A 25209-nucleotide genomic window follows, 5' to 3' on the forward strand; every position below is an offset into this window, starting at 1 on the left:
ATGACCGAACAAACGGCGAAAAGTGATAAGCCGCCTCTGGCGATCTTCCTGATGGGGCCGACCGCGTCAGGCAAGACGGATCTGGCGATCGAACTGTGCGAACACCTTCCGTGTGACATTGTCAGTGTCGATTCCGCCATGATCTACCGGGGCATGGATATCGGCACTGCTAAACCAACCGCCGAAGAGCTGGCGCAGGCTCCGCACCGGTTGATCGATATTTGTGATCCGGCAGAAACCTACTCCGCTGCGGATTTTCGCAGAGATGCACTGGCGGAAATGGCGAAGATTACCGAAGCGGGGCGAATTCCCCTGCTGGTGGGCGGTACCATGATGTACTTCAAGGCGCTGCTGCACGGGATGTCCAGCCTGCCATCTGCAGACCCGGAGTTGCGGGCTCAGCTGGAGAAAGAGGCCGAAGAACGGGGGTGGTCACAGTTGCATCGGGAGCTTGAGCAGGCTGATCCGGTCGCAGCACGGCTGATTCACCCGAATAACCGTCAACGGCTGATACGTGCTCTCGAGGTGATAAGGCTGACCGGGAAGCCTATTTCCTCATTCTGGGCGTCAGAGCCTGTTGGTGCGGCTACCGGGGAGGATGGCCGGCGGGTCGAGGATTACACCTATTTCACCCAATGGCAGGCAGACGAAAGCGTTTCGCTTCCGTATACTGTTGTGCAGCTTGCCGTGGCGCCATCTGAGCGCCGAGTGCTGCATGAAAGAATTGAACTGCGATTCCTCAAAATGCTGGAAACAGGCTTTCTTGACGAGATGCGTTCGCTGATGGCCAGGGATGACTTGAACCCTGATCTACCTTCCATGCGTTGTGTCGGATATCGTCAGGCCTGGGCTTACCTGGCCGGTGACTATGATTACGACACGTTTGTAAGCAAGGGCGTTGCTGCCACGCGCCAACTGGCCAAACGGCAGTTAACCTGGTTGCGGAAGTGGTCCGACGTGGAATGGCTCGATAGTGAAGACAAACTTATCACTAAGGTAGCCTTGAAAAAAATCGGACAACGCACCACATTTAATTCTGGATTATGACGATCTGCATTTACTAAAAACAGGAGAATACACATGTCAAAAGGGCACTCATTACAAGACCCTTACCTCAACGCCTTGCGCAAGGAACGCATCCCGGTTTCCATCTTCCTGGTCAACGGCATCAAGCTGCAAGGCCAGATCGAGTCTTTTGACCAGTTCGTGATTTTGCTGAAAAACACTGTCAGCCAGATGGTCTACAAGCACGCGATTTCAACTGTGGTTCCCGCGCGTAACGTGCGTATCCCGCAGCAGAACCCGGCAGGTGAAGGTGAGTCGGAAGACTGATCTTTCCAGTCTGACGGTTTGATCACCCGCGTTTCCGACGAGCCTCAGGGTTCCGAGGGGCGCGGGTGTTTGTTTTTTGGCAGACACAGAATAGATACCATTGGAGTCCATACCACTTGTTTGAACGTCCTGATGTCGGTGAAAGGGCCATTCTCGTCCACATCGATTTCACTTCCCATGATGAGGCTGAAGATCCCGATGAATTTCGGGAGTTGGTGAGTTCCGCAGGCGTTGACGCTGTCGCGCTGGTGAGCGGTACTCGCAAACAGCCAAGCCCCCGTTTGTTTGTCGGCGAAGGCAAACTCGACGAAATCCGCGATGCCATTGCTGCTTATGAAGCGGATGTGGTCCTGTTCAATCATGCGCTCAGTCCCAGTCAGGAGCGCAATATTGAGCGGGAGCTGGAATGTCGTGTGCTTGACCGTACTGGCGTGATTCTCGATATTTTTGCCCAGCGAGCCCGTACACACGAGGGTAAGTTGCAGGTAGAGCTCGCCCAGCTTGAGCATATGTCCACTCGTCTGGTGCGGGGCTGGACCCACCTTGAACGCCAGAAGGGTGGTATCGGTCTCCGCGGTCCGGGTGAGACGCAGCTTGAAACCGACCGCCGATTGCTGCGTGAGCGTATCAAGTCTATCAATAAACGACTCGATAAAGTCCGCCGTCAGCGTGATCAGGGGCGTCGTGCCCGTAAACGGGCCGATATTCCGACGGTGTCGCTGGTGGGTTATACCAACGCTGGCAAGTCCACCTTGTTCAATCGGGTGACAACATCAACGGTCTATGCCGCTGATCAGTTGTTTGCGACGCTTGATCCAACGTTGAGAAGGCTGGAACTTCCAGATATCGGGCCGGTCGTAATGGCCGACACGGTGGGCTTTATCCGGCATCTGCCTCACAAACTGGTAGAAGCCTTTCGTGCAACCCTGGAAGAATCGACCGAAGCGTCACTGTTGCTTCATGTGATCGACAGTCATGACGATCGCAGGGACGACAATATCGAGCAGGTTGAAGAGGTACTTGCAGAAATCGGTGCCGACGAAATACCGGTATTGCAGGTGTTCAACAAGATTGACCTGCTTGATCACTTCGCCCCCAGGGTTGATCGCAACGAGGAAGGCATTCCGGTGAGGGTGTGGGTTTCTGCGGTCACCGGCGAGGGTATGGATATACTCTTTGATGCCATCGTGGAGCGGCTTGCGGAGGATGTTGTGCATCACTTTGTGGTGCTTGGCCCCACCGATGGAAAGCTGAGGGCGCTGCTGCATGAAGCCGGCTCGGTGCTTGGAGAGAAATATCGGGACTCAGGTGATACTGTACTCGAGGTCCGAATGCAGAACCGCGACTGGAAACAGATACTCAGTCGGGCAGGGCTTAATGAAGAATCGGTGCGTCTCGAGCAGGATTCGGCCTGAAAGAGAGCCGGCTATTGCCGGGGCGCGTATTAATCCCTAGTATTTGCAGCCATTCTATTTAGTCAGGAACGGAGAGCACTATGGCCTGGAACGAACCGGGTGGAAACCGTAACGACAACGATCCCTGGGGGAACGGTGGTGGTCGTCGCGGCAATGATCAGGGACCGCCAGACCTTGATGAGGCGCTGAAGAAAGGCCTCGACAAGCTTAACAAGATGTTGGGTGGAAAAGGTGGAAAATCCGGCAGTAACGGGGGTTCCGGAAGTAGCAGTAGTGGCGGCTTCGGTGCCATTCTGGCGCTGGCTGGCATTCTTATTGTTGGCTACGTGATTTTCCAGTCATTCTACACGGTGGATGAACAGGAGCGGGCCGTAGTGCTTCGTTTCGGCGAGTACAACCGGACTGAAAGCCCGGGCCTGCGCTTCAAAGTGCCGCTGATTGATGACGTGACCAAGGTTCGTGTGACCAACGTGCGCACAGCCGAATCCACTGGGCAGATGCTGACTCAGGACGAAAACCTGGTAACCGTGGATCTTCAGGTTCAGTACCGGGTGTCTAACGCTCAGGCTTACGTGCTGAACGTGAGAGATTCCAATCAGGCTCTGGCGTTTGCAACTGACAGCGCCCTGCGCCACGAAGTAGGCAGCTCATCTCTGGATGATGTGTTGACAGAAGGTCGTGCTGAACTGGCCGTGCGTGTTGAACAGCGCCTGCAGAACTTCCTGGAAGAATATGGCACCGGCCTGGAAATTGTTCGCGTGAACGTTGAAAGTACCCAGCCGCCGGCTGCAGTTCAGGACGCATTCCGTGAAGTTCAGCGTGCCCGTGAAGATGAGCAGCGGGTGAAGGAAGAGGCAGAAACCTATCGCAACAAGGTTGTGCCTGAGGCTCGTGGTAAGGCCCAGCGCATGATCGAAGAGGCAAACGCCTACAAAGCTGAAATTATCGACCGTGCCCGCGGTGAAACCGCACGTTTCACTGAGTTGCTGGCCGTTTACGAGAATGCTCCGGACGTGACCCGTGACCGTCTGTACCTGCAGACACTTGAATCGGTGTTTTCGAACAGTAGCAAGATCCTGGTGGATACAGAGGGTAGCGGTAACATGATGTACCTGCCGCTGGATCGTCTGGGTCAGGGATCAGTGTCGCGGTCTGCAAGCCAGTTGTCGTCTGATGGCAGCGATTCTGTCGATATTCAGTCCCTGACCGATCAGGTAATCCGGGAGCTCAATGCCCGTCAGGCCAGCAGTACAAGAAGGAGCAGATAATCATGGGACCTAAAGGTGTAGTGGGTCTTGCAGGCGCCCTTATTGTTGTCCTGCTGGTGCTGTCGAGTGTTTACATCATCCCGGAGACCCATCGTGGCGTCCTGCTGCGCTTCGGTGAGTTGGTTGAAACCGACATTCAGGCGGGTATTCACTTCAAGACTCCGGTGATCGATCAGGTTCGGGAATTTGATATCCGCGTTCTGACCATGGATCTTCCGTCCCGTCAGTATCTGACCGTTGAGAAGAAACCGCTGGATGTTGATTCCTACATCGCTTGGAAAATCAAGGATGTAGATCAGTTCTATCGTTCTACCGGCGGTGACGAGTACCGTGCGCAATCCCTGCTGTTGTCCCGGGTGGATAACGGCCTCCGGGATGAGTTCGGTGTTCGTACCATGCATGAAGTGGTATCGGGCCAGCGTGACGAGCTGATGCATACTCTTCGTGACCGTGTGAACGAGACATCCGTTCAGGAATTCGGCATTGAGGTTCTTGACGTTCGGGTCAAGGCGATCGAACTGCCAGGTCAGGTCAGCGACAACGTTTATCGTCGGATGGCCACCGAGCGGGAGAAACTGGCTCAGGAGTTCCGCTCCCGCGGTAAGGAGTTGGCAGAAGGTATCCGTGCGGATGCTGACCGCCAGCGTACCGTGATTCTGGCAGAGGCTTTTGCCCAGTCAGAACAGACCCGCGGTGAGGGCGACGGTCAGGCAGCCAAGATTTACGCCGACGCCTACGGCTCCAATGCGGAGTTTTACAGCTTCTATCGCAGCCTGCAGGCCTATGAGAAAACCTTTGCAAACAAGGATGATCTCATGGTCATTGATTCCGAAAGTGACTTCATGAAGTTCCTTAAGGATCCCCAAGGCGCTCGATAAGCTTTGGTGCGATGATTGGAAAAACCGGAATACCTCGGTATTCCGGTTTTTTTGTGCGCGCCAACCGTGTAGAATTCTGGCGGTTTTGTTCCGGGTTTTCCTGCCCGGAATTCGCCTTAAATCCTGTGAAATCCCCACGGCGCTGACGCCGGTGCGGGCATGACGGACAACGAAATCTCATGACAGTATCTGATCGCTGGTTACTGCCGGACGGGGTAGAAGACATTCTGCCGCCGCTGGCTGGACGGATCGAATCCCTGCGCCGGGACGTAATGGATACCTGCCAGCGTTGGGGCTACCAGCTCGTAATCCCACCGCTGATTGAATACCTCGAATCCCTGTTTACCGGTACCGGACATGATCTGGAGCTTCAGACATTCAAGCTCACCGATCAACTGACCGGCCGAATGATGGGCGTTCGCGCAGATATGACACCCCAGGCCGCCCGAATTGATGCCCATACTCTGGGGCATGAGGGCATTACCCGACTGTGTTACGCCGGGCATGTTCTGCATACTCGTCCGCGCCATATGCTGACCGGTCGTACCCCGATCCAGGCTGGTTGTGAGCTCTTCGGCAGCGAGTCTGAAGCGGCGGATATGGAAGTCATCAGCCTGATGCTGGAGACGCTTCGTGTAGCCGGGCTGCCCCGTATTCACCTTGACCTTGCTCACGTGTCCATCTACGAGAGCCTGATTGGTGAAGCCGATTTCGACCGCGATACCCAGGAAGCGATTTTTGACGCGATGGCCCGCAAGTCGGTTCCGGAGCTTGATGAGCTGCTCGGGCAGTGCCCCGAACACTCCGCAGGTGCCAGGTTGAGAGCTCTGGCTCGGGTCAGTGGGGGTCCGGAGGCGCTTGAAGAAGCCCGTTCCATCCTTGCAGGAGCGTCTGCCGAACTGGATGCCGCGCTGGAAAAGCTTGGCCGGGTTTCCGAAATGTTGTCCAGGGATTTTCCTGACGTACAGTACGGTTTCGATTTTTGTGAGCTTCGCGGTTACAACTACCACACCGGGCTGGTGTTCGCAGCCTATGTGCCGGGGCACGGTGATGCGGTTGCCAAGGGTGGTCGCTACGACGCGATTGGCAGTGATTTTGGCCGCGCACGTCCAGCGACTGGCTTCAGTCTTGATATTCGCGCTCTGGTTTCTTTGGGTGAGCGCGTTCAGACCCGCCCCGGCGCTGTCTGGGCACCAGCGGACCCGGATCCGGCCCTCAAAGGCGTGATTTCCGGTCTCCGTATGACTGAGACGGTGGTATGCGAGCTACCTGGCGGAGCCGGAAGTAATCCTGTCGAGCAGGGGTGTGACCGTCAACTGGTCAAGCGGGATGGCCAGTGGGTTGTTGAGAATTTGGGCTGATGCCCTTTGGGTGTCGGTAAGACTATTTCAGGTAAACTTGCGAAACGGGCGTCCTTCGGGCTGCCGTATTGAGAGAGAATCATGGGCAAAAACGTAGTTGTGCTGGGCACCCAGTGGGGTGATGAAGGCAAAGGTAAGATCGTTGACCTGCTGACAGACAAGGTAGCGGCGGTTGTCCGCTTTCAGGGCGGCCATAACGCCGGCCACACCCTGGTCATTGAGGGCAAAAAGACGGCGCTGCACCTGATTCCCTCTGGTATCCTGCGCCAGGACGTGCAATGTCTGATTGGTAACGGCGTGGTCCTGTCGCCGGAAGCCCTGCTGAAGGAAGTTCGCGAGCTGGAAGCCAATGGTGTTGCCGTTCGTGAGCGTCTGAAGATCAGTCTGGCCTGTCCGATCATTCTTCGGACTCACGTGCGGATCGATCAGGCCCGCGAGCGTGCCCGTGGCAACGACAAGATCGGCACCACTGGCCGTGGTATCGGCCCCGCCTATGAAGACAAAGTATCTCGTCGGGGTTTGCGTCTGGGCGACCTGTGTAACCCTGCTGATTTTGAAGCGAAGCTCCGTGAAATCATGGAGTACCACAACTTTGTGTTGACCCAGTATTTCAAGGAAGAAGCCGAAGATATCGATGCGGCACTGGCAGAACTGAAAGCCATGGGCGAGGAAATCCTGCCGATGGCTGCGGATGTGACGGACATGCTGCACGACTACCGCAAGCGTGGCGAACATATCCTGTTTGAAGGTGCTCAGGGTTCCCTGCTCGATATCGACCTGGGAACCTACCCGTATGTGACCTCTTCCAACACCACTGCTGGTGGCACGGCCACTGGTTCTGGTTTCGGCCCTCTGTTCCTGGATTACGTGCTGGGGATCACCAAGGCCTACACCACCCGCGTCGGCTCCGGTCCGTTCCCGACTGAGCTGTTTGATGAAATGGGTGAGCATCTGGCCGTTAAAGGTAACGAAGTGGGAACCACCACAGGCCGCTCCCGGCGCTGCGGATGGTTTGACGCCGTTGCCCTGCGCCACGCTATTCAGATCAACAGTGTATCCGGCATCTGTCTGACCAAGCTGGACGTTCTGGACGGCCTGGAAACCGTGAAAGTGTGTGTGGGCTACAAGACCCCGAATGGCGAAATTTCCCGTCCACCCATTGGCTGTGACAGCTTCAAGGACATCGAGCCGGTGTACGAAGAGCTGCCAGGCTGGAGCGAAAGCACGGTAGGTCTGACCAGCGTTGATCAGTTGCCGGAAAATGCCAAGGCCTACATCCGCTTCCTGGAGGAGCAGATCGAAGCGCCGATCGACATCATTTCGACGGGTCCGGACCGGATTGAAACCATTACGCTACGCCATCCGTTCGGAGCATAATCGCTCGACTCAAATGGCGTTAGTGAAAAGCCGCTGCAGACAGTCTGCAGCGGCTTTTTTGTATCCCGATATCAGGGCTTGGTAGCGATTACCGTAGCGCGCTTGGGGCCCGGGTAACCTTCGATGGTCTTGCCGGGGTCGTCCGGGTCCAGGAAGTCCTGCAGTGAATTGAATCGCATCCAGTCTGTCGAACGCTGTTCCTCGGTCGTGGTTTCCGTAACGTCAACCACCCGGGCATCGCGGTATCCGGTCCGGTCCAGCCAGCGCAGCAGAGTGTCGCAGCTGGGCAGGAACCAGACATTCCGCATCTGACCGTAACGGTCTTCCGGCATCAGGCTAAAACCTTCAGGTCCATCCACGACGAGGGTTTCCAGAACCAGTTCCCCGCCCCGACGCAGTGTGCCCTTAAGCTCGAGCAGATGGTCCAGAGGCGAGCGCCGGTGATACAAAACTCCCATGGAGAAGGTGGTATCAAAGGCTTCCAGATTTTCCGGCAGGTCTTCCATTCGTATAGGTAGCAGGTCTACCGGGACGTCTCCGGTGTAGCGCTTGACGCTCAGGAACTGGAACATGAACAGCAGCCCCGGGTCTATGCCAATAACCCGGTCTGCGCCTTCCCCGAACATTCGCCAGCAGTGATATCCCGAGCCGCACCCTACATCGAGAATTCGTCGACCCTGAAGATCCGAAAGATAGGGTGCCACACGGTCCCACTTCCAGTCTGAGTGCCATTCGGTATCGATGTAGGTTTCGAAGAAGTCGAAGGGGCCTTTGCGCCAGGGCATAAGCCCTCTGAGGCCTTCGTCAAGCTGGTTGCGTTCACTGTCTGACAGTGCCGATGGAGATTGTACGGAGATTGCAGGGCTGTTGAAGTCAACGCTGGTCCCGGGAATACCGGGGAGCTTTTCAAGAGCTGTCAGCCAGCGCGCCATATCACCGTGCGGGTTGTCGTTAAACCGGCGGGTGAGCTGTTCCTCCAGAATCTGGACCCAGTCCTGATAGCCGGCGTCGATCAATGACTGAAACAGGGAGGCGAATCGGGATTGCCAGTCGAATGTAGCCATATTTGAACTGTTCTACTCCGCTTTTATTGCCAGTATGGACACAAAATTGAAGCACTGGTACCAGAGCAGAGCCTGGTCAAACCCGGCCTTCAAGAGGCGCTGCCTGTGGGTTTCGAGGGTTTCCGGGATGAGTACCTGTTCGATGGCCGCGCGTTTCTGGCTGATTTCCAGGTCTGAATAGCCATTGGCCCGTTTGAATTCGTGGTGAAGGCGGGTCTGGGTATCCTGTTCCTGCTCGGATTCAAAACGGATCTTTTCGGACAGGATGAGTGCGCCGCCCGGCCGGGTGGCGCCCGCAACACGCTCAAGGAGCCCCAACCGTTGCGCTGGTGGTACAAATTGCAGTGTGTAGTTCAGCGTAGTGACGGACGCGTTTGAGAGCTCGGTGGTGAGAATATCTTCGCACCGAAGAGTCACCGGCAGCGGATGATCGTCTAGCGCGACGTAATGTTCACAACGCTCAATCATGGCGCTGGAGTTGTCGACACCAATCAGTTGGCAGTCTGCGTGGGCAATGCCATGGCGCATGGCGAGGGTCGCTGCGCCGAGCGAGCAGCCAAGATCGTAACAGTTGGTTCCGGGTTGAACGTACTGTTCCGTAATGACCTCAATCATCGGGATGACCGTGGTATAGCCCGGTACCGAACGCCGGATCATATCCGGGAACACCCTGGCTACCGACGCATCAAACCGGAAATCCTCCGGGTTACGCTCGGTGGCAAACAGGCGGTCGGTTAACTGCTCTGGATGTTTCGGATCACTCATGGGTGGCGTCTTCCGCTATGCTGGCCGCCGATGCCTTTTCGGCCTGCTGCTCTTCTGCGGGCTCCGCCACTGCCGGAGATCGTCGGTGGCAGCGTACACCGCGGTTTTTGTAATCTACCAGAATGCCCAGGAAGTTGGGGTCTGCATCAGCCGCAATGGCCAGGTAGCCGTCTTCGCAGACTGCGTGCAGTTCTGATGATTTGGGAGACATCCGGAATGGCTCATCGGGGTTGATATGAATGGCCTGGAAATCGCCAACAGGCACAAAATCCTTGTTGTCGGAATGGTCGATTCGGCCGCTGCCCTCCAGCACCAGTACCGTACCGATAACGGCAGCCACTGCGGTGACAATCAGGCTGCGCACGGTGAATCGGGCTTCATTCTGGCTCATGGGTACCTCTTGATGTTTGGATGTTCCGGGACGTCAGTATTGACCTGGAAGTGATATGGCGGGTTCCTGCAAGGCGGACAGTTGTTCCCGCAATGACAGGATCTGGTCGGACCAGAACCGGGGCTGGGCAAACCAGGGGAAAAAGCGTGGGAAAGCAGGATCATCCCAGCGACGGGCGAGCCAGGCGCAGTGAGCGATTTGCCGGTAGCAGCGAAGGGGCTCGATGAGATGGCGTTCGCGGCGGTTGAAATCCCGAAACATCTCATAACCTTCAATCAGTTCACCAAGCTGGGCGCCCCGCTCAGTATCCTCTCCGTTCAGCAGCAGCCACATATCCTGAATGACGGGGCCGGTACGGCAGTCATCCAGATCGACAAACAGCATTTGCTCATCCCGGCACAGTATGTTGCCGGCGTGACAGTCGCCATGGATTCGCAGGGTTTCGACGGGGCCAGCTTCATCAATGCGGGCGGCGCAGAGTTGAACAAGGTCTGGTATCAGGCTGTCCCAGGCCGGTCTCAGATCCGTGGGGATCCAGTTTCCCTCCAGCAACTCCCTATTGTTGCTCTCAATGCCATTGAGCAGCTCGATGGCGGGCCTGTACTCGAATGGCCGTTCCGCGCCGACGTTATGCATCTGGCCAAGCCATTGCCCGAGTCGATACAGGGTATCGGTTACGCTGGTATCCGGCGCCTGTCCACCCCGTTGCGGGAAAACCGCAAAGAGGAATCCGCCGTGTTCCGCCAGTGTGTCGCCGGATGGCATCTCGAGCGGGGCAACAACAGGAATATCTGCCGCAAGCAGTTCACGGGTGAAATCGTGCTCTTCCCGGATCTGTGCTTCGCTCCAGCGTCCGGGGCGATAGAATTTCGCAATGACCGGAGAGGTGTCGTCGAGGCCAATCTGGTAAACCCGGTTCTCGTAGCTGTTGAGTGCGAACAGTCGACCGCTGGCGGGGAATCCTACGGAGTCCATGGCATCCAGAATGAGATCCGGGGTCAGGGCATCGTAGGGGTGGGATGACGGAGTTAATGGGGCATCGGCTGTCATGGGGGTCGCTGTCAGAGCGCTGCTTCGTATTTGGATCTCATGGATTTCAGATGGTACCAGTTCCTGTCCAGTTCCCATCGAACGCGGTCAATGCCCGGGTCCGAAAGAACGATCGCGGCAGCCTTTGCCTGCAACTGTGCCAGCTCACGCTCGGCGCGCTGCCAGTCACGATGGTTGTCACCAAGATTCCGCATGCTTGGGAACACGGCTTCCAGAGCCTGCTGGGTTGGGGTGCTCAGCGACCGCAGTGAACTCATGATGGCGGTATTGCCTTCCACTCTGAGAACGCGGTGCTGGTATGGATAGCTGCTGACGACACTATCTGCTTTAAGGCGCTCGTTCAGGCTGATGACTTCAAAGCCTCGCCATCCCAGCCAGCCTACAAACAAAGCGGCTACCACCATCACCAGAACAAACTGGCGGCTATCTGACAACATTTCCCTGGCTCCCGAATCCATTCAAGGCGTCCAGTATACCCTGTATAACGTCCTGAGTAATCTCAGGCGTGAGGCGTTTGCGCTGTTCCTGTGAGGATCAGTTATGCTTCACGTTCAAGTGTGTATGACGAGGGAGGAAACTGTGCCTGGGGATGTCCTGCTAGCGCAAACCGTGGTAATCGGCGCCGGTGTCGTCGGCTTGGCCGTCGCAAGGACGTTGGCTCAGCGAGGGCAGGAGGTTCTGGTGCTGGAGGCTGGCCCGAGGTTCGGAGAGGGCACATCCTCCCGGAATAGCGAGGTAATCCATGCCGGGATCTATTATCCGGCAGGCAGCCTGAAGGCACGTATGTGTGTTGAGGGTCGGCAACGGTTGTATGACTATTGCGAACGCCGGAAGGTGGGGTACCGCCGTTGTGGTAAATGGATCATCGGATCCGGTGAGTCTCAGCGCGTGGTTCTTGAAGGCATCAGGAAAAAGGCGGCGGGCAATGGTGTTCACCTTGAATTCAGGAATCAGAAGGCCGTTGAAGCACAGCTGCCGGGCGTCCATGCCGTGGCAGGGCTTTGGTCAGCGGAAACCGGAATTGTAGATAGTCATGGGCTGATGCTTTCCCTGCTAGGAGAGCTCCATGATGCGGGTGGGCAATTTGTGTGTGAGGCGCCGGTTGTTGCCGCCAGTACCGGGCGTGAGGGCCATCGGTTGAGTATTGGTGGTCGTGCCCCATGCACGCTAATCGCTCGCAGGGTAGTGAATTGTGCCGGGCTGGGCGCTGTGAGGATTGCGCAGGTCTGGGAAGGTTTGCCTGAGCGCCGCACACCTCAGCAATGGCTGGCGAAGGGAGTGTATTTCAGTTACAGCGGGCGCCATCCGTTCAGCACACTCGTGTATCCGGTGCCGGAACCCGGTGGCCTGGGTATTCATTTGACTCTGGATCTTGCTGGCCAGGCTCGGTTTGGCCCGGATGTGGAGTGGATAGAATCCGAAAATTATCATGTGGATCCGGTGCGCTCCGTCGCGTTTGCTGAAGCTGTAGGGCAATGGTGGCCAGGGCTGGATGCGGGTCGGCTCCAGCCGGCGTATGCAGGTATCCGGCCGAAGCTGTGTGGTCCCGGCGAAGGCCCTGCTGACTTTCGGATTGACGGGCAGGAAGAGCATGGAGTCGAAGGGCTGGTTAACCTGTTTGGTATCGAATCTCCCGGGCTCACCTCTTGCCTGGCCATTGCTGAACTGGTTGCCGCTAAGCTGGATTAACCCGGTGTTCGGGCCAGCGCCCAGACTTCAATCTCTTTTGCGCCGGCATCACGGAGAAGGCTGGCCAGCAGGCGGACGGTTGCACCCGTTGTCACCACGTCATCAACGATAGCCAGACGCTCGGGCGCAGGGTTCTCTACCTCGAAGACCCCCTGAAGGTTAGCCAGTCGCTGCTCTCTGTTTAGCCCCTGTTGTGCCATTGCCTGTCTCCGCCGGTGGACAATCTGGTTATTCACGGGGATGTCCAGCACCCGTCCCAAATGCTCAGCGATGTCCTTCGCCTGATTGAACCCTCGTTTTCGTCTTTTGGATGGCAGCATCGGGGCGGGGATCAGGCAGTCTGGCCTCGTCGCTTCAGAGGCTTCCAGTTGTTCTGCGAGGAAAGCGCCAAACTCGGTTACCAGGGGGCGGACAAACTTTCGCTGCCCATGGTATTTGTATCGGCTGATCATACTGTCGACGGGGTATTGGTAACGCCATGGAATTCGGGAGCGGTCGTAGGGCGGGGGCGCCTTCAGGCAATCTCCGCACTGCAGCTCCTTGCCCGGAAATGCCAGAGGCAATGCGCAGGTACGGCAACACCAATGATTGGTTGGCAGGTCATCGCGGCATGCGGGGCACAAGCCGTCCGTGCTGTTTTGAGATAGGCAGGCTACGCAACGTCCGCCTGACCTTTGGGTGTTAACCATTATTCCTTTAATGGTTGACAGGAAATCTGGTCCCTTTATCATCTGTTTCATCCGTAAACCCAGAGACCGGAAAAGGTTAACAGGACTTTCTCATGACCGCTACCCAAGCCGCTGCTGGCGAGATTCGTCACGACTGGACACTGCAAGACGCTCGCGAACTGTTTGAGCTTCCCTTCAATGATCTTCTGTTCCACGCCCAGACGGTGCATCGGCAGCACTTTGATCCTAATGAAGTGCAAGTCAGTACCTTGCTTTCCATCAAGACCGGCGCCTGCCCGGAAGACTGCAAGTACTGTCCGCAAAGTGGTCACTACAACACCGGGCTTGATAAGGAAAAGCTCCTGGAAATTGAGAAGGTGGTGGCTGAAGCGCGTGTTGCCAGAGAAAAAGGCGCTTCCCGGTTCTGCATGGGGGCTGCCTGGCGTAGCCCGACCAAAAAAGACATGCCTTATGTGCTGGACATGGTCCGTCAGGTCAAATCCTTGGGTATGGAAACCTGTATGACGCTCGGCATGCTCAAAGAAGAGCAGGCTCAGGAGCTGGCCGACGCGGGACTGGATTATTACAACCACAACCTTGATACCTCCGAAAAATACTACAGCCACATCATCACCACCCGAACCTACCAGGACCGTCTCGATACCCTGGATAACGTTCGCAAGGCCGGCATGAAGGTTTGTTGTGGCGGGATTATGGGAATGGGTGAAGATGAGGATGATCGTGTTGGTCTGCTGGTTCAGCTGGCCAACCTGCCGCATCATCCGGAAAGTGTTCCGGTGAATATGCTGGTCAAGGTCAAGGGAACGCCCATGGAAAACGTGGATGACCTGGACCCGTTCGAATTTGTCCGCATCATTGCCGTTGCCCGCATCATGATGCCGGAATCCCACGTTCGCTTATCCGCTGGCCGTGAACAGATGAATGAACAGATGCAGGCCCTGTGTTTCATGGCCGGTGCCAACTCCATTTTCTATGGCGAAAAGCTTCTAACGACATCGAACCCCGAGGCCGACGCGGACATGCAGTTGTTCCGCCGGCTGGGTATCCGACCTGAGCAGCGGGAGCAGTGTGCAACCGAGGAGCAGGAAGAAGAGGCCATTGCGGACGCTGTGGAGTATGAGGCAACCCGCCACATGTTCTATGACGCTACTCGCGAATCTGCCTGAGCCTGATGCATGGGTGCAGGTAAAGGCCGGGCGGCTGCTTCCGGAACACGCTACGAGCACATCCATGTGCGCTTGTTTCGGGCCGTCCTTGGCCCTCAACAGTTCCGGAAGCAGCCGCCCGGCCTTTACTCACATTATTGAGTCGCCTTCAGATATTGGTGAGGTCGATAGTTATGCGTAATTTTGCCGAAGAAATCGAACAACGAAAGCAGACTGGCCTGTATCGCACTCGTCGGCTTGTGTCCGGGCCGCAGCAACCGGAGCTGACGGTCAATGGCAAGCCCATGTTGTCATTCTGCAGCAATGACTACCTAGGGCTGGCTAATCATCCGGGAAACCTCGATGCTCTCCGGAACGCACTGCCTGAAACGGGGCTGGGCGGTGCTGCTTCTCATCTGATTTGCGGGCACCATACTGCTCATCACCAACTGGAAGAACGGCTGGCGGCATTCACCAGGCGCAGTTCGGCGCTGTTTTTCTCTACCGGTTACATGGCCAATATGGGTGTGATCTCGGCGTTGGCGGCCCGCGGCGATACGATATTTTCCGATCGCCTCAACCACGCTTCCATTATTGATGGCTGTATTCTCAGTCGGGCGACTATCCGCCGCTATCCCCACAACGACGTTGCCGCTCTGGAAACCATGCTGGCCAATACGTCCGGTCACAAGCTGGTGGTTACGGATGGCGTGTTCAGCATGGACGGTGACATGGCTCCGCTGAAAGAGCTAGCGCGGGTGTGCAAGCATTATGACGCTCTGCTGGTCGTGGATGATGCACATGGTATTGGGGTGCTCGGCCCCGAGGGTCGGGGAAGTATCGCTGAGTGTGGGCTTAGCGAAGACGATGTACCGGTCCTCATCGGGACGCTGGGAAAAGCCGTGGGGACCAGTGGTGCTTTTGTGGCTGGCCCAGAGGTGCTGATGGACTATCTGGTACAAAAGGCACGTACTTACATTTATACAACCGCTATGCCACCGGCGATTGCAATCGCAACCTGCGCGAGCATTGATCTCATTGAACGGGACAATGCCCGGCGTGATCATCTTGGCAGCCTGATCTCTGAGTTCCGGGTACGGGCCACGGCCATGGGCTATACGCTGATGGACTCGCGCACACCCATCCAGCCCATAATGGTCGGGGATAACTGGGCTGCAATGGCGCTCAGTCAGGCGCTCGAAGAGCAGGGGTTGCTGGTGACTGCCATCAGGCCACCGACCGTGCCTGTGGGCGAAGCGCGGCTAAGAGTGACATTCAGTGCTACTCACAGTTTTGAGGATCTTGAACGCCTTCTGGCTGCATTGAATAGTTGCCGGCATCTGCTGGACAACACGGATCTGGCAGTATGATCGCCCTGAAACCGGATATTGCCCGTGGTTTCGGTAGTGCGTGTGAAACTTATGAAGGAGTGTCGCGGCTGCAGCGGTTCATGGGCAATACCATGCTGCAGAAGGTTCAGTCGGGCGCGCAGTCGGTCCTGCCGACCTGCATACTGGATCTGGGATGTGGTACGGGCTGGTTTTCCCGACAGCTGGGAGAGGCCTTTCCTGACGCCGAAATAACCGGCATGGATTTGTCGCCCGGTATGATTGCCCATGCCCGGCGAAGTAGTGGGCCGGAGTTCTGCTGGCGGGTGGCAGATGCTGAAAGCATTCCGCTTCCGGATCAGAGTGTCGACCTGATTTTCAGCAATCTGATGCTGCAGTGGTGCCAGGATCCTCGGGTGGTCTTCCAGGAATGTCAGAGGGTATTGAAACCGGGTGGCCGTTTGATGATCTCATCCCTGCTGGATGGCACACTCGCTGAGTTACGGCAAGCCTGGTCCGAGGTCGATCCCGGTGTCGAACACGTCAATCAGTTCCTGTCTGAAAGCGATTTCCGGTCCCGACTGGATGATATTTTGCCGGGCGCTTGTCTTGAGGTGCGGACGCTGCAATTGCCGTATGAAAGCCCTCAGGATCTTGCCAGTGAGCTCAAGAATCTGGGCGCGGGCTACAAAAGTGAGCAACGGCGCAAGTCGGTGACGGGGCCGGGGCGATGGCGGAAAATGTGCCGGCGCTATCCGATCCAGCCCGACGGACGGGTGCTGGCCAGTTATGAGGCCGCCTGGGTTTACTGGGAAACGGCATCTTTGTAACACGCTTTTATATCTGTTGAAGGCATCTGTTAACGGCGACTCTGCCGGGGATATTGTTGAGCATGGCGAAGAAAACCTATTTTGTGACGGGAACCGATACCGGCGTGGGCAAAACCATGGTGTCCGCGGCCATTCTGGAAGCTGCGCGGCAGTTGGGTAAGCGCACGCTGGGGATGAAGCCTATTGCCTCTGGCTGTGAATCCACACCTGATGGACTGAGAAATGAAGATGCCCTGATGTTGCAGCAGGCGATGACTGAATCGCTTTCTTACGATCAGATCAATCCGATTGCACTGGAGCCTGCCATTGCGCCCCATGTTGCTGCTCAGCAGGCAGGGCGGTCGATTACGGCGCAAAGGCTGGTTGGCTTCAGTCGTGGGTTGCAGATGCAGCCTGCGGATCTGATGCTCATCGAAGGGGCGGGTGGCTGGAGGGTGCCGCTGAATGACCGCGAGGTCTTTTCGGCAGTTCCCCGAGAGCTGGATATTCCGGTTGTGCTGGTGGTTTCGCTGAAGCTCGGGTGTATCAACCACGCTATGCTTACGGCTGAGGCGATTCGTGCGGATGGTCTCAAGATTGCTGGTTGGGTGGCCAATCGGCCAGATCCGGAGCAAATGAGCTGTGAGCGTGAAACGCTGACGTACCTGCTCGAGCACCTTGGAACCCCCTGCCTGGGTGTGTTGCCATGGGAGTCGTCCGCAGATCCCAGGGTGTTGGCGCGTTCTCTGGACATTCAATGTTTGTTTGAAAATTGACCAGTTTTGTGGCTAACTGGTGTCAATTAGTGGTCATTGGATAGCTGGTTATGATCAACAACACACTCGGCATTGGCATTCAGGGCATGCAGGATGGCATGGCTGGAATGGAGAATGCGGCCCGCAAGATTGCCCGTGGTGGTGTCGACGGTCCTCAAGGTTCGTCCGATGGTGCTGGCGGGCTTGTCGAGCCGATTGTGGAGCTCAAGGTATACGAGCGTAGCGTTGAGGCCTCAGCCCAGGTCGTGAAGGCAGCGGATGAAACGCTGGGCACGCTTTTGGATATTATGGCCTGAGCATTGGTCGTGAATACGCTCTCTTCTATCCCTTCTCTTAATCCTTTCACTTCAGCTTCCAGCGGAGCGGCTGGCCGCACCGCAACAGCAGATGATAACGCTGGTGGTTCCGAGGCGACATCGCAGCGTCCGTCAGCGACGTCGGAATCTGCTTCAGAACAGGGCCTGGCCCCGGAAGAGCTCAAGCAACTTGCGGAGCTCAAAGCCCGTGATCGCGAGGTTCGGGCCCACGAAGCGGCTCATCAGGCCGCGGGTGGCCAGCATGCTGGTGCAATGTCTTTCACCTACCAGAGAGGTCCTGACGGCGCCCAGTATGCCGTCGGCGGTGAAGTATCCATTGATGTTGGCGCGGTAGAGGGCAATCCCCAGGCGACGATTGAAAAGATGCGTACGGTGCGGGCAGCGGCGTTGGCCCCGGCTGAGCCGTCCGGACAGGATCGTGCCGTTGCCGCCCAGGCCATGCAGACCATGCTGCAGGCACAGGCCGAGCTGGCTTCAGAGCAGAAAAGCAGTTCATCAGACGAGAATAGTGATGAGGAAGGCGGGGTTAAGCGCGAGATTACCCGTTCCGGTCAGAGGGCCAGTGACACTTATCAGCAGGTTGCTGGTATGTCGTCGTCCCTTGCCGGTGAGTCCTCCGGTTTGATGTCGGTTTCTGCCTGAAACATTCTTTCGTTTCGTCTCCTTCAGGCCGCCTCCCGGTCTGAATGCATACTTGCTGTAACTCCGCTAAGCGCAGCGCTGGGCGGAGTTTCCGGCATGTTTTCCCCGAACAAAATTTTTATCAGGCTATTGACAATTCTGTGCTAGTAAACGTATGTTTCAAACAAGTGTTTAATTAAGGCTGCGGCGCATGCTGCTGCAGTGTCTGAGCAAACCAGGGCCACAGGCTGCCATTACTGAATCAGCCGAGGCCGACGATAATTTAGAGGTGGACCCGATGCCTGAGTACAAAGCGCCCCTGCGTGACATCAAATTCGTAATGAACGAACTGCTGAACAGCGAGCAGCACTACAGCAGCCTGGAAGGTGCCGAAGATGCAACTCCGGATATGGTGGAAGCAATCATTGGTGAAGGTGCCAAGTTCTGTGAGCAGGTACTGTCTCCTCTGAACCAGGTAGGTGATCAGGAAGGTTGCACCTGGAGTGAAGACGGTGTTGCCACCCCGACAGGCTTCAAAGAAGCCTATCAGCAGTACGTTGAAGGTGGATGGCCTTCCATGACTGCCGATGTGACCTATGGTGGCCAGGGTCTGCCGCACTCCATCGGTCTGGTGATCAGCGAGATGGTTGGTACCTCTAACTGGTCCTGGGGTATGTACCCGGGCCTGAGCCACGGCGCGACCAACACAGTTGAAGCACACGGCACCGAAGAGCAGAAGCAAACGTATCTGACCAAGCTGATCAGCGGTGAGTGGACGGGCACTATGTGTCTGACTGAGCCGCATTGTGGTTCCGACCTGGGCACCCTGCGCACCAAGGCTGAGCCGAATGCTGACGGTACCTACAGCATCACCGGTACCAAGATCTTCATCTCTGCCGGTGAGCACGACATGGCGGAGAACATCGTACACATCGTTCTGGCTCGTCTGCCGGGTGCGCCGGAAGGTACCAAAGGTATCTCCCTGTTCATCGTTCCCAAGTGCATCCCGAACGAAGATGGCTCTGTTGGTGAGCGCAATGCCGTATCCTGTGGCTCCCTGGAGCACAAGATGGGTATCCACGGCAACGCTACCTGTGTCATGAACTTTGACGGCGCCAAGGGCTGGTTGATCGGTCCTGAGAACAAGGGCCTGAACTGCATGTTCACCTTCATGAACACCGCCCGTATCGGTACGGCTATCCAGGGTCTGGGTTCAGCAGAACTGGGCTTCCAGGGTTCCCTGGCATACGCCAAAGAGCGCCTGGCCATGCGTTCCCTGAGTGGTCCGAAGAATCCGGAAGGCATTGCTGACCCGATCATCGTTCACCCGGACGTCCGTCGTATGCTGCTGACCCAGAAAGCCATCGCTGAAGGTGCTCGTGCCCTGATTTACATGGCTGGACAGCAGGTTGACGTTGTTCACTCCGGTAAAACTGAAGAAGAGCGCAAGGCTGCTGACGCACTGCTGGGCTTCCTGACGCCGATCGCCAAGGCCTTCCTGACCGAAGTGGGCTATGAGTCTGCGAACCTGGGCATGCAGGTTTTCGGTGGCCACGGCTACATCGCTGAGTGGGGCATGGAGCAGAACGTCCGTGACTCCCGTATCTCTATGATTTACGAGGGTACCACCGGTATTCAGGCGCTGGACCTTCTGGGTCGTAAGGTTCTGATGACCCAGGGTGAGGCTCTGAAGGTGTTCACCAAGCACGTTCACCTGTTCTGCAAGGAAAATGCAGACAACGAACAACTCAAGGAGTTCGTTGAGCCGCTGGCGGCGATCAACAAGGAGTGGGGCGACCTGACCATGAAGGTTGGCATGACCGCCATGAAGAACCGTGAGGAAGTTGGTGCGGCCTCTGTCGATTACCTGATGTACTCCGGCTATGCAGTATTTGCATACCTGTGGGCCCGTATGGCCAAGGTAGCCCTGGACAAGATGGCTGAAGGCACCTCAGAGGAGATGTTCTACAACGCCAAGGTTCAGACTGCTCGCTTCTACTTCAAGCGCATGCTGCCGCGTACCCGGACTCACGCAGAAACCATGCTGGCCGGTGCCGACACCCTGTTGGATATGCCGGAAGAAGCCTTCGCCCTTTAAGGCGCGGGCTAGAACGGACGATCCTGAATGAAGAAAGCCCGCGCTCTCAGGAGGCGGGCTTTTTTCATGAGTTGGTGTCCGCTTTTGAGGTAGAATACGCGACCATAATTAAAAATATTCAGCGGACACATAGCCCAAACAGGTGAGCCGGCCGTATCTGGTCCTGTGTTGCCACCTGTAAAGACTGACTGGATTATTTGGAGAGTTTTAGATGGCTGATTATCAGGCACCCCTGCGTGACATTCGCTTTGTATTGAATGAAGTATTCGACGCGCCTGCGCTGTGGGCTTCCCTGCCGAAAGTGGCGGAAAACGTTGATCCGGATACGGCCGAGGCCATTCTGGAAGAGGCTGGCAAGATTGCCAGTGGCGTACTGGCGCCTCTCAACCGCGAATCCGATGAGCAGGGTAGTCAGTGGAACGATGGTGAAGTGACCGCCCCGGAAGGCTTCAAGGAAGCCTACCAGACCATTGTGGAAGGTGGCTGGAACGGGCTGGGCGGTAACCCTGAGTTTGGCGGTATGGGGATGCCGAAGACTCTGGTCGCCCAGTTTGAAGAAATGGTGCAAGGCGCAAGTATCTCTTTTGGTCTGGCGCCGATGCTGACCGCCGGAGCGTGTCTGGCAATCAATGCCCATGCCAGCCAGGAGCTGAAGGAAAAATACCTTCCCAATATGTATTCGGGTGTCTGGTCTGGCGCTATGGACCTCACCGAGCCGCATGCGGGTACCGATCTGGGCATCATCCGTACCAAGGCTGAGCCCAATGATGACGGTTCCTTCAATGTAACCGGCACCAAGATCTTTATTACCTGGGGCGAGCACGACATGGCGGAGAACATCATCCACCTCGTGCTGGCCAAGCTGCCGGATGCGCCCAAGGGGCCGAAAGGTATCTCTCTGTTCCTGGTGCCGAAGTTCCTGGTGAACGAAGACGGTTCCCTGGGTGAGCGCAATACCTTCAGCTGTGGTTCCATCGAGAAGAAGATGGGTATCAAGGGTTCCGCAACCTGCGTCATGAACTTTGACGGAGCCCGAGGCTGGCTCGTGGGCGAAGAGAACAAGGGCCTTGCGGCGATGTTCACCATGATGAACTACGAGCGTCTGGGTGTGGGTGTCCAGGGTATCGGTGCTGCTGAAGCTTCTTTGCAGAATGCCCGTGAGTACGCACTGGACCGTATTCAAAGCCGCGCACCCACTGGTGCTCAGCAGCCAGAGAAAGCCGCCGACCCGATCATTGTGCATCCGGACGTGCGCCGCATGCTGATGACCATGAAAAGCTACGTTGAAGGGGGCCGTGCGTTCTCTACCTACGTGGCTCAGTGGCTGGATATCTCCAAGTACGCGGAAGACGATGAACGTCGCCAGCACGCTGAAGGCATGGTTGCCCTGCTTACTCCGGTAGCCAAGGCGTTCCTGACAGATCGCGCGCTTGATGCCTGCGTGATTGGTCAGCAGGTGTTTGGTGGCCACGGATTCATCCGTGAGTGGGGCCAGGAGCAACTGGTTCGCGACTGCCGCATCACTCAGATCTATGAGGGTGCCAACGGTATTCAGGCGCTGGATCTGATGGGCCGTAAGGTTGTTGCAAGCAAAGGTAAGCTTTACGAGCTATTTGCCCAGGATATTGCCAGCTTCATTGAGGAGAACAGCGGTGACGAGCAGCTGCGTCCTTACCTGGAGCAGTTGTCTGCCGCAGTTGAGCGTCTCGATGACGTCACCGAGCATGTGATCAAGGTCTCCGCCGAGAATCCGAACGAGATCGGAGCGGCGTCTGTGGACTACACCGACATGTTCGGTCTGACTGCTCTGGCCTACATGTGGGCGAAGATGGTCAAAGCTGCTGCAGAGAAGGCGGAAGGGGACACTTCCGGGTTCTACACCGGTAAGCTGAAGACCGCTCGTTTCTACTTCGATCGTCTGCTACCGAAGACGGTTTCTCTGGCCGAAAGTATCCGTAGTGGAAGTGATTCCATGATGGCGCCGACCGTCGAAGAGATCTGATCAGGATCCTGGCGTTAAAAAAGCAGGCCCTCGGGTCTGCTTTTCTATGTGTCTTTTAAGCGGGATCAAAGCTCTTCCATCCGCCCTCTGTCCGTTATAAAGGGGTTTTCGTTGCCCTGGATCTCTACAATTCGGCGATGCCGTGTCAGTTCGGTGTCATCCGGAGGGTCCTGTCGGTTCCAGCCCTTGAATACGGGCTTCGCACCAAGCCATGGCAGTCCGTAAGTGTCCACCATATAGGCCACTGCCCGGGCTACGTCCCCTTTAACCCGAGATGGTGGCTCGAAGAAGCCGGCACTTTCGCGCATATTGCACTCGTCGGGGCTGACACTTTCGCCCAACTCCTCATAACGAACATTTCTGCGTTGCATCTCGGTGCGGGTGCGCACCGGCACCATGTTGTGAAGGTCCGATGCGATCTGGCGATAACGGTTGTCCTGCTCGCATTGTCTGGATGTTCCGCAATCAAGGGCGGTGCGAATATCCGCCAACGGATAGACATAACCGTCTGTAAGCACGAAGCCCTTCCTGGTGAAAGGTGTATCGCAGAAAAAGGATTGGCCGCCATCGGCGTAAAGGTTTCCCCAGAACTGTTCCTTGATCACTGTGTCCGGGTCACTGAAACGGGTATTCTGCCCAATAACCAGGCCGGTAGTGCATGACAGGACGAGCGTTGCAGGGAGAAGCAGATGATGTTTCATGCGCCTTTTATACCTCGCAGTATCACAGAACACCTTGGCTAATCGGGCCCCTGGGGGAAAGGTCCGGGGATGGCCAAAGAAATGACGCTTTGTTCATTTATACTGTGAAGTATGGCACAGAGGCTCTTGTTGCAAGAGCCTCCGGATACAATATTTGTGATCCAGTTCTATCGCGTTGGCGGCTATTGTAGTTTCTTCCGGATGTTTTCGTAGCCGGATTTAAGATCTTCGCCGAGCTTATGGGCTGTTTGCCTGGCTTCCTGGGATGCATCCTCAGCGTCGTGCAAAACCTGCTCGAGTTTTGTCCGAAAACGATCCCAGTCCTGCTCAAGATCGTCCCATTCATCTTTTACGTCTTCCTGAGCCAGGTGTAGCTGCACACGAGCCTCATCCCGGTACTGTTTGATTTTCTCAGACAGCTTCTTGAGTTCGTCTTGAAGACTCATTTCAAACACCTCCTTGCGTTGACGGTCAAATGCATTGATGGTGGATTTACAATGCGCCTGAACACCATTAGCGTCAAGTGGTGGGAAAGCTCAGGCTGACGGGCGTTTGATCCAGATCAGGATCTGGCTGCCAGTAGGGTCGACAGGTCCCTGAGATGATGCCAGGGCGAGCGGTCGTCAAAGCCTTTCGCTGCCCGGTCGATGGTGCTGCACAATTCAATCGCGGAATGGAGCTGGCTGCGGTTCAGGCGCCGGTTGGCCTGTTCGATGGCGCGTACACGCTGAGGCTGGAACACGCCGCGTTTCTTGAGAAAAGCGGCAGGTGCCTCGCCCGTGCCGGAAGAGGCTTTGAGTTCCAGGATAAGGTTGAGGTCCCGGCTCAGCACGCTCAACAAGCCGAGAGGGTTTTCACCCTCCTGCTGAAGCACGCCGATGATTTTGCCCGCGTGGCTTGCCTGGCCTGCGAGGAGTTCAGTGACCAGTTCAAATCCGTTGAAGCGGGAACTGTCCTGAACGGCTTGTTCGATGGTTTCTTCGTCTATCGTACCGCCGTTGGTCAGAAGGGAGAGGCGATCCAGTTCCTGGCTGGCGGCCAGAAGGTTGCCTTCCAGTCGTTCAGACAGCATTGATAAAGCACCACGGGTCAATTGTAGGCCCTGGTTGGTAGCGCGCTGTTGTAGCCAGCCCTGAAACTTATTGGCGTCGATCGGCCAGACCGGAATATGGACGCCTTTGTTCTGCAGATCCTTGTACCATTTGCGCCGGGTTTCCGCCGCATCCAGGCGAGTGCTGATCAGCAGCAGGATAATATCCTCCGGTGGGTCCTGCAGGACCCGTTCCAGGACGTTACGCCCGTTACCCAGCTTGCCGGTCGGCAGATGAATTTCTATACGACGTTTCTCGGCGAACAGGGACATGGCGCCGAATTCGTCTGCGACAGAATTCCAGTCCAGGTTGTTGTCTGCATGAAAGGTCAGTCGATCATGAAAGTCGGCGGCCCTGGCGGCTTTCCTTATCTGGTCACAGCATTCCTGCACAAGCAGCGGTTCGTCGCCAGAAACCAGATATACCGGAGCCAGTCCTTTTTTCAGTAGCTGTGGAAGCTGGGCCGGCTGGGTTTTCATGGAGTCGCTGCGTTGTTGCTGGCAGAGTTGTAGTCTTCCCGGATGGCATTAATCCGGGCCTCTGACAGCGGTGCCAGACGGAAGATGATCTGCTGGGCCAGGCGGTCGCTGAGCTGTTGCCGAAGGGCGTCTTCCTCGCGCTGTTTGGCGAGTACGTTGGTCTCGTCGTAGCGATAGCTTTCGCTGGTGGTCAGGCGGGTTTTGGAAACCATAGGGATATTGTCGTCACTGACCACTTCAAGGTCGACAGAGTGCCGTAGTGTGTATTCTGCGGCAGCTGCCTGGCTGGTAATCGCCGATGCCCGGCGATCCTGCTCAAAGCTGGAAAGCTTGAGGCGGTACCTGGCGGAGCCGTCGTCGCTGAGGGCAACTTCCCCGAGCCTGAGCTGTTCTTTCAGGGTTCTGCACAGGCTGTCCGGAATCTGTGAGCCGCAGTCAACCGCAAGGGGTTGAAGGGCGTCAGATACCGGAGGCGCGCCTCGTAACTGAAAGCCGCAACCTGCCTGAAGGGCTACCAGCAGGGTTACCACAAGCGGGGAGATAACGGCTTTCATCAAGGGCAT

General features: G+C 56.5%; 26 protein-coding genes. 16 read left to right on the forward strand and 10 right to left on the reverse strand.

Translation table 11 applies throughout. The features are described from left to right. From miaA to FWJ25_RS04030, 7 genes are all read left to right on the forward strand, one after another. Entirely contained in the window at positions 1–1047 is a 1047-nt protein-coding gene (miaA, locus tag FWJ25_RS04000; protein WP_149598932.1) for a tRNA (adenosine(37)-N6)-dimethylallyltransferase MiaA, read from the forward strand. Positions 1048–1080: 33 nt separating this feature from the next. Further along, on the forward strand, positions 1081–1332 hold the full coding sequence (gene hfq, locus FWJ25_RS04005; protein WP_149598933.1) for an RNA chaperone Hfq: 252 nt from the start codon (positions 1081–1083) through the stop codon (positions 1330–1332). Between the two features lie 116 nt (positions 1333–1448). After that, positions 1449–2747 carry a ribosome rescue GTPase HflX gene (gene hflX / locus FWJ25_RS04010; RefSeq protein WP_149598934.1) on the forward strand — a complete coding sequence of 433 codons (1299 nt, stop codon included), beginning with the start codon at positions 1449–1451 and terminating at the stop codon, positions 2745–2747. Between the two features lie 80 nt (positions 2748–2827). After that, complete coding sequence (gene hflK, locus FWJ25_RS04015; protein WP_149598935.1) at positions 2828–4015, forward strand: FtsH protease activity modulator HflK; 1188 nt, start codon at positions 2828–2830, stop codon at positions 4013–4015. A 2-nt stretch (positions 4016–4017) separates the two neighbouring features. Further along, a complete protein-coding gene (hflC, locus tag FWJ25_RS04020) occupies positions 4018–4893 on the forward strand; it encodes a protease modulator HflC (protein WP_149598936.1) in 876 nt (291 codons plus the stop codon). Between the two features lie 179 nt (positions 4894–5072). Continuing rightward, positions 5073–6254 (forward strand): ATP phosphoribosyltransferase regulatory subunit, encoded by a 1182-nt coding sequence (locus tag FWJ25_RS04025; RefSeq protein WP_149598937.1) that lies wholly within the window; start codon positions 5073–5075, stop codon positions 6252–6254. An 81-nt stretch (positions 6255–6335) separates the two neighbouring features. Beyond that, positions 6336–7631 carry an adenylosuccinate synthase gene (locus FWJ25_RS04030; RefSeq protein ID WP_149598938.1) on the forward strand — a complete coding sequence of 432 codons (1296 nt, stop codon included), beginning with the start codon at positions 6336–6338 and terminating at the stop codon, positions 7629–7631. Between the two features lie 71 nt (positions 7632–7702). Here FWJ25_RS04030 and cmoB read toward each other — a convergent pair whose 3' ends face one another. Genes cmoB through FWJ25_RS04055 form a run of 5 tightly spaced genes read right to left on the reverse strand, consistent with a single transcriptional unit; the run spans position 7703 to position 11359 of the window. Beyond that, a complete protein-coding gene (gene cmoB / locus FWJ25_RS04035) occupies positions 7703–8695 on the reverse strand; it encodes a tRNA 5-methoxyuridine(34)/uridine 5-oxyacetic acid(34) synthase CmoB (RefSeq protein WP_149598939.1) in 993 nt (330 codons plus the stop codon). 12 nt (positions 8696–8707) lie between these two features. Continuing rightward, positions 8708–9460, reverse strand: a complete 753-nt coding sequence (gene cmoA / locus FWJ25_RS04040; protein ID WP_149598940.1) for a carboxy-S-adenosyl-L-methionine synthase CmoA — start codon at positions 9458–9460, stop codon at positions 8708–8710. After that, the gene (locus tag FWJ25_RS04045; protein WP_149598941.1) at positions 9453–9851 is read right to left on the reverse strand and encodes a PA3694 family proteiin; all 399 of its coding nucleotides are present in this window, start codon (positions 9849–9851) and stop codon (positions 9453–9455) included. Before FWJ25_RS04045 ends, cmoA begins: the two co-directional genes overlap by 8 nt. A 33-nt stretch (positions 9852–9884) precedes the next feature. Continuing rightward, a complete protein-coding gene (locus FWJ25_RS04050; RefSeq protein WP_149598942.1) occupies positions 9885–10901 on the reverse strand; it encodes a serine/threonine protein kinase in 1017 nt (338 codons plus the stop codon). A gap of 11 nt (positions 10902–10912) precedes the next feature. Continuing rightward, positions 10913–11359, reverse strand: a complete 447-nt coding sequence (locus tag FWJ25_RS04055; protein WP_246166640.1) for a hypothetical protein — start codon at positions 11357–11359, stop codon at positions 10913–10915. Between the two features lie 103 nt (positions 11360–11462). Between FWJ25_RS04055 and FWJ25_RS04060 the strand changes: the two genes are divergently transcribed. Continuing rightward, the gene (locus FWJ25_RS04060; RefSeq protein WP_149599067.1) at positions 11463–12590 is read left to right on the forward strand and encodes an NAD(P)/FAD-dependent oxidoreductase; all 1128 of its coding nucleotides are present in this window, start codon (positions 11463–11465) and stop codon (positions 12588–12590) included. Here the strand turns inward: FWJ25_RS04060 and FWJ25_RS04065 are convergent. Further along, positions 12587–13213 (reverse strand): ComF family protein, encoded by a 627-nt coding sequence (locus tag FWJ25_RS04065; protein ID WP_246166641.1) that lies wholly within the window; start codon positions 13211–13213, stop codon positions 12587–12589. The genes FWJ25_RS04060 and FWJ25_RS04065 overlap by 4 nt on opposite strands. A 158-nt stretch (positions 13214–13371) precedes the next feature. Between FWJ25_RS04065 and bioB the strand changes: the two genes are divergently transcribed. The 8 genes from bioB (at position 13372) to FWJ25_RS04105 (ending at position 22375) form a co-directional block, all read left to right on the forward strand. Continuing rightward, positions 13372–14445 carry a biotin synthase BioB gene (bioB, locus tag FWJ25_RS04070; RefSeq protein ID WP_149598944.1) on the forward strand — a complete coding sequence of 358 codons (1074 nt, stop codon included), beginning with the start codon at positions 13372–13374 and terminating at the stop codon, positions 14443–14445. A 173-nt stretch (positions 14446–14618) separates the two neighbouring features. Further along, complete coding sequence (bioF, locus tag FWJ25_RS04075) at positions 14619–15794, forward strand: 8-amino-7-oxononanoate synthase (protein WP_149598945.1); 1176 nt, start codon at positions 14619–14621, stop codon at positions 15792–15794. Continuing rightward, positions 15791–16582, forward strand: coding sequence for a malonyl-ACP O-methyltransferase BioC (bioC, locus tag FWJ25_RS04080; protein ID WP_149598946.1), 792 nt, complete (start codon positions 15791–15793; stop codon positions 16580–16582). Before bioF ends, bioC begins: the two co-directional genes overlap by 4 nt. Positions 16583–16644: 62 nt before the next feature. Beyond that, a complete protein-coding gene (gene bioD, locus FWJ25_RS04085; RefSeq protein WP_149598947.1) occupies positions 16645–17337 on the forward strand; it encodes a dethiobiotin synthase in 693 nt (230 codons plus the stop codon). A 50-nt stretch (positions 17338–17387) separates the two neighbouring features. After that, on the forward strand, positions 17388–17633 hold the full coding sequence (locus FWJ25_RS04090; RefSeq protein ID WP_149598948.1) for a flagellar biosynthesis protein FlgE: 246 nt from the start codon (positions 17388–17390) through the stop codon (positions 17631–17633). Between the two features lie 9 nt (positions 17634–17642). Further along, positions 17643–18296, forward strand: coding sequence for a putative metalloprotease CJM1_0395 family protein (locus tag FWJ25_RS04095; RefSeq protein WP_149598949.1), 654 nt, complete (start codon positions 17643–17645; stop codon positions 18294–18296). A 277-nt stretch (positions 18297–18573) separates the two neighbouring features. After that, positions 18574–20373 (forward strand): acyl-CoA dehydrogenase C-terminal domain-containing protein, encoded by a 1800-nt coding sequence (locus FWJ25_RS04100; RefSeq protein ID WP_149598950.1) that lies wholly within the window; start codon positions 18574–18576, stop codon positions 20371–20373. Between the two features lie 211 nt (positions 20374–20584). After that, positions 20585–22375, forward strand: a complete 1791-nt coding sequence (locus FWJ25_RS04105) for an acyl-CoA dehydrogenase C-terminal domain-containing protein (RefSeq protein ID WP_149598951.1) — start codon at positions 20585–20587, stop codon at positions 22373–22375. A 65-nt stretch (positions 22376–22440) separates the two neighbouring features. On the opposite strand, the gene FWJ25_RS04110 is transcribed toward FWJ25_RS04105, so the two are convergent. The 4 genes from FWJ25_RS04110 to FWJ25_RS04125 all read right to left on the reverse strand — a co-directional run bounded on the left by FWJ25_RS04110 (position 22441) and on the right by FWJ25_RS04125 (position 25209). After that, a complete protein-coding gene (locus tag FWJ25_RS04110; RefSeq protein WP_149598952.1) occupies positions 22441–23076 on the reverse strand; it encodes an endonuclease in 636 nt (211 codons plus the stop codon). Between the two features lie 182 nt (positions 23077–23258). After that, positions 23259–23522 (reverse strand): hypothetical protein, encoded by a 264-nt coding sequence (locus tag FWJ25_RS04115; RefSeq protein WP_149598953.1) that lies wholly within the window; start codon positions 23520–23522, stop codon positions 23259–23261. A 116-nt stretch (positions 23523–23638) separates the two neighbouring features. Beyond that, complete coding sequence (gene holA / locus FWJ25_RS04120; RefSeq protein WP_149598954.1) at positions 23639–24646, reverse strand: DNA polymerase III subunit delta; 1008 nt, start codon at positions 24644–24646, stop codon at positions 23639–23641. Continuing rightward, positions 24643–25209, reverse strand: a complete 567-nt coding sequence (locus tag FWJ25_RS04125) for an LPS-assembly lipoprotein LptE (RefSeq protein ID WP_149598955.1) — start codon at positions 25207–25209, stop codon at positions 24643–24645. Before FWJ25_RS04125 ends, holA begins: the two co-directional genes overlap by 4 nt.

This window comes from Marinobacter salinexigens (assembly GCF_008370345.1).
GTDB classification, from domain to species: domain Bacteria; phylum Pseudomonadota; class Gammaproteobacteria; order Pseudomonadales; family Oleiphilaceae; genus Marinobacter; species Marinobacter salinexigens.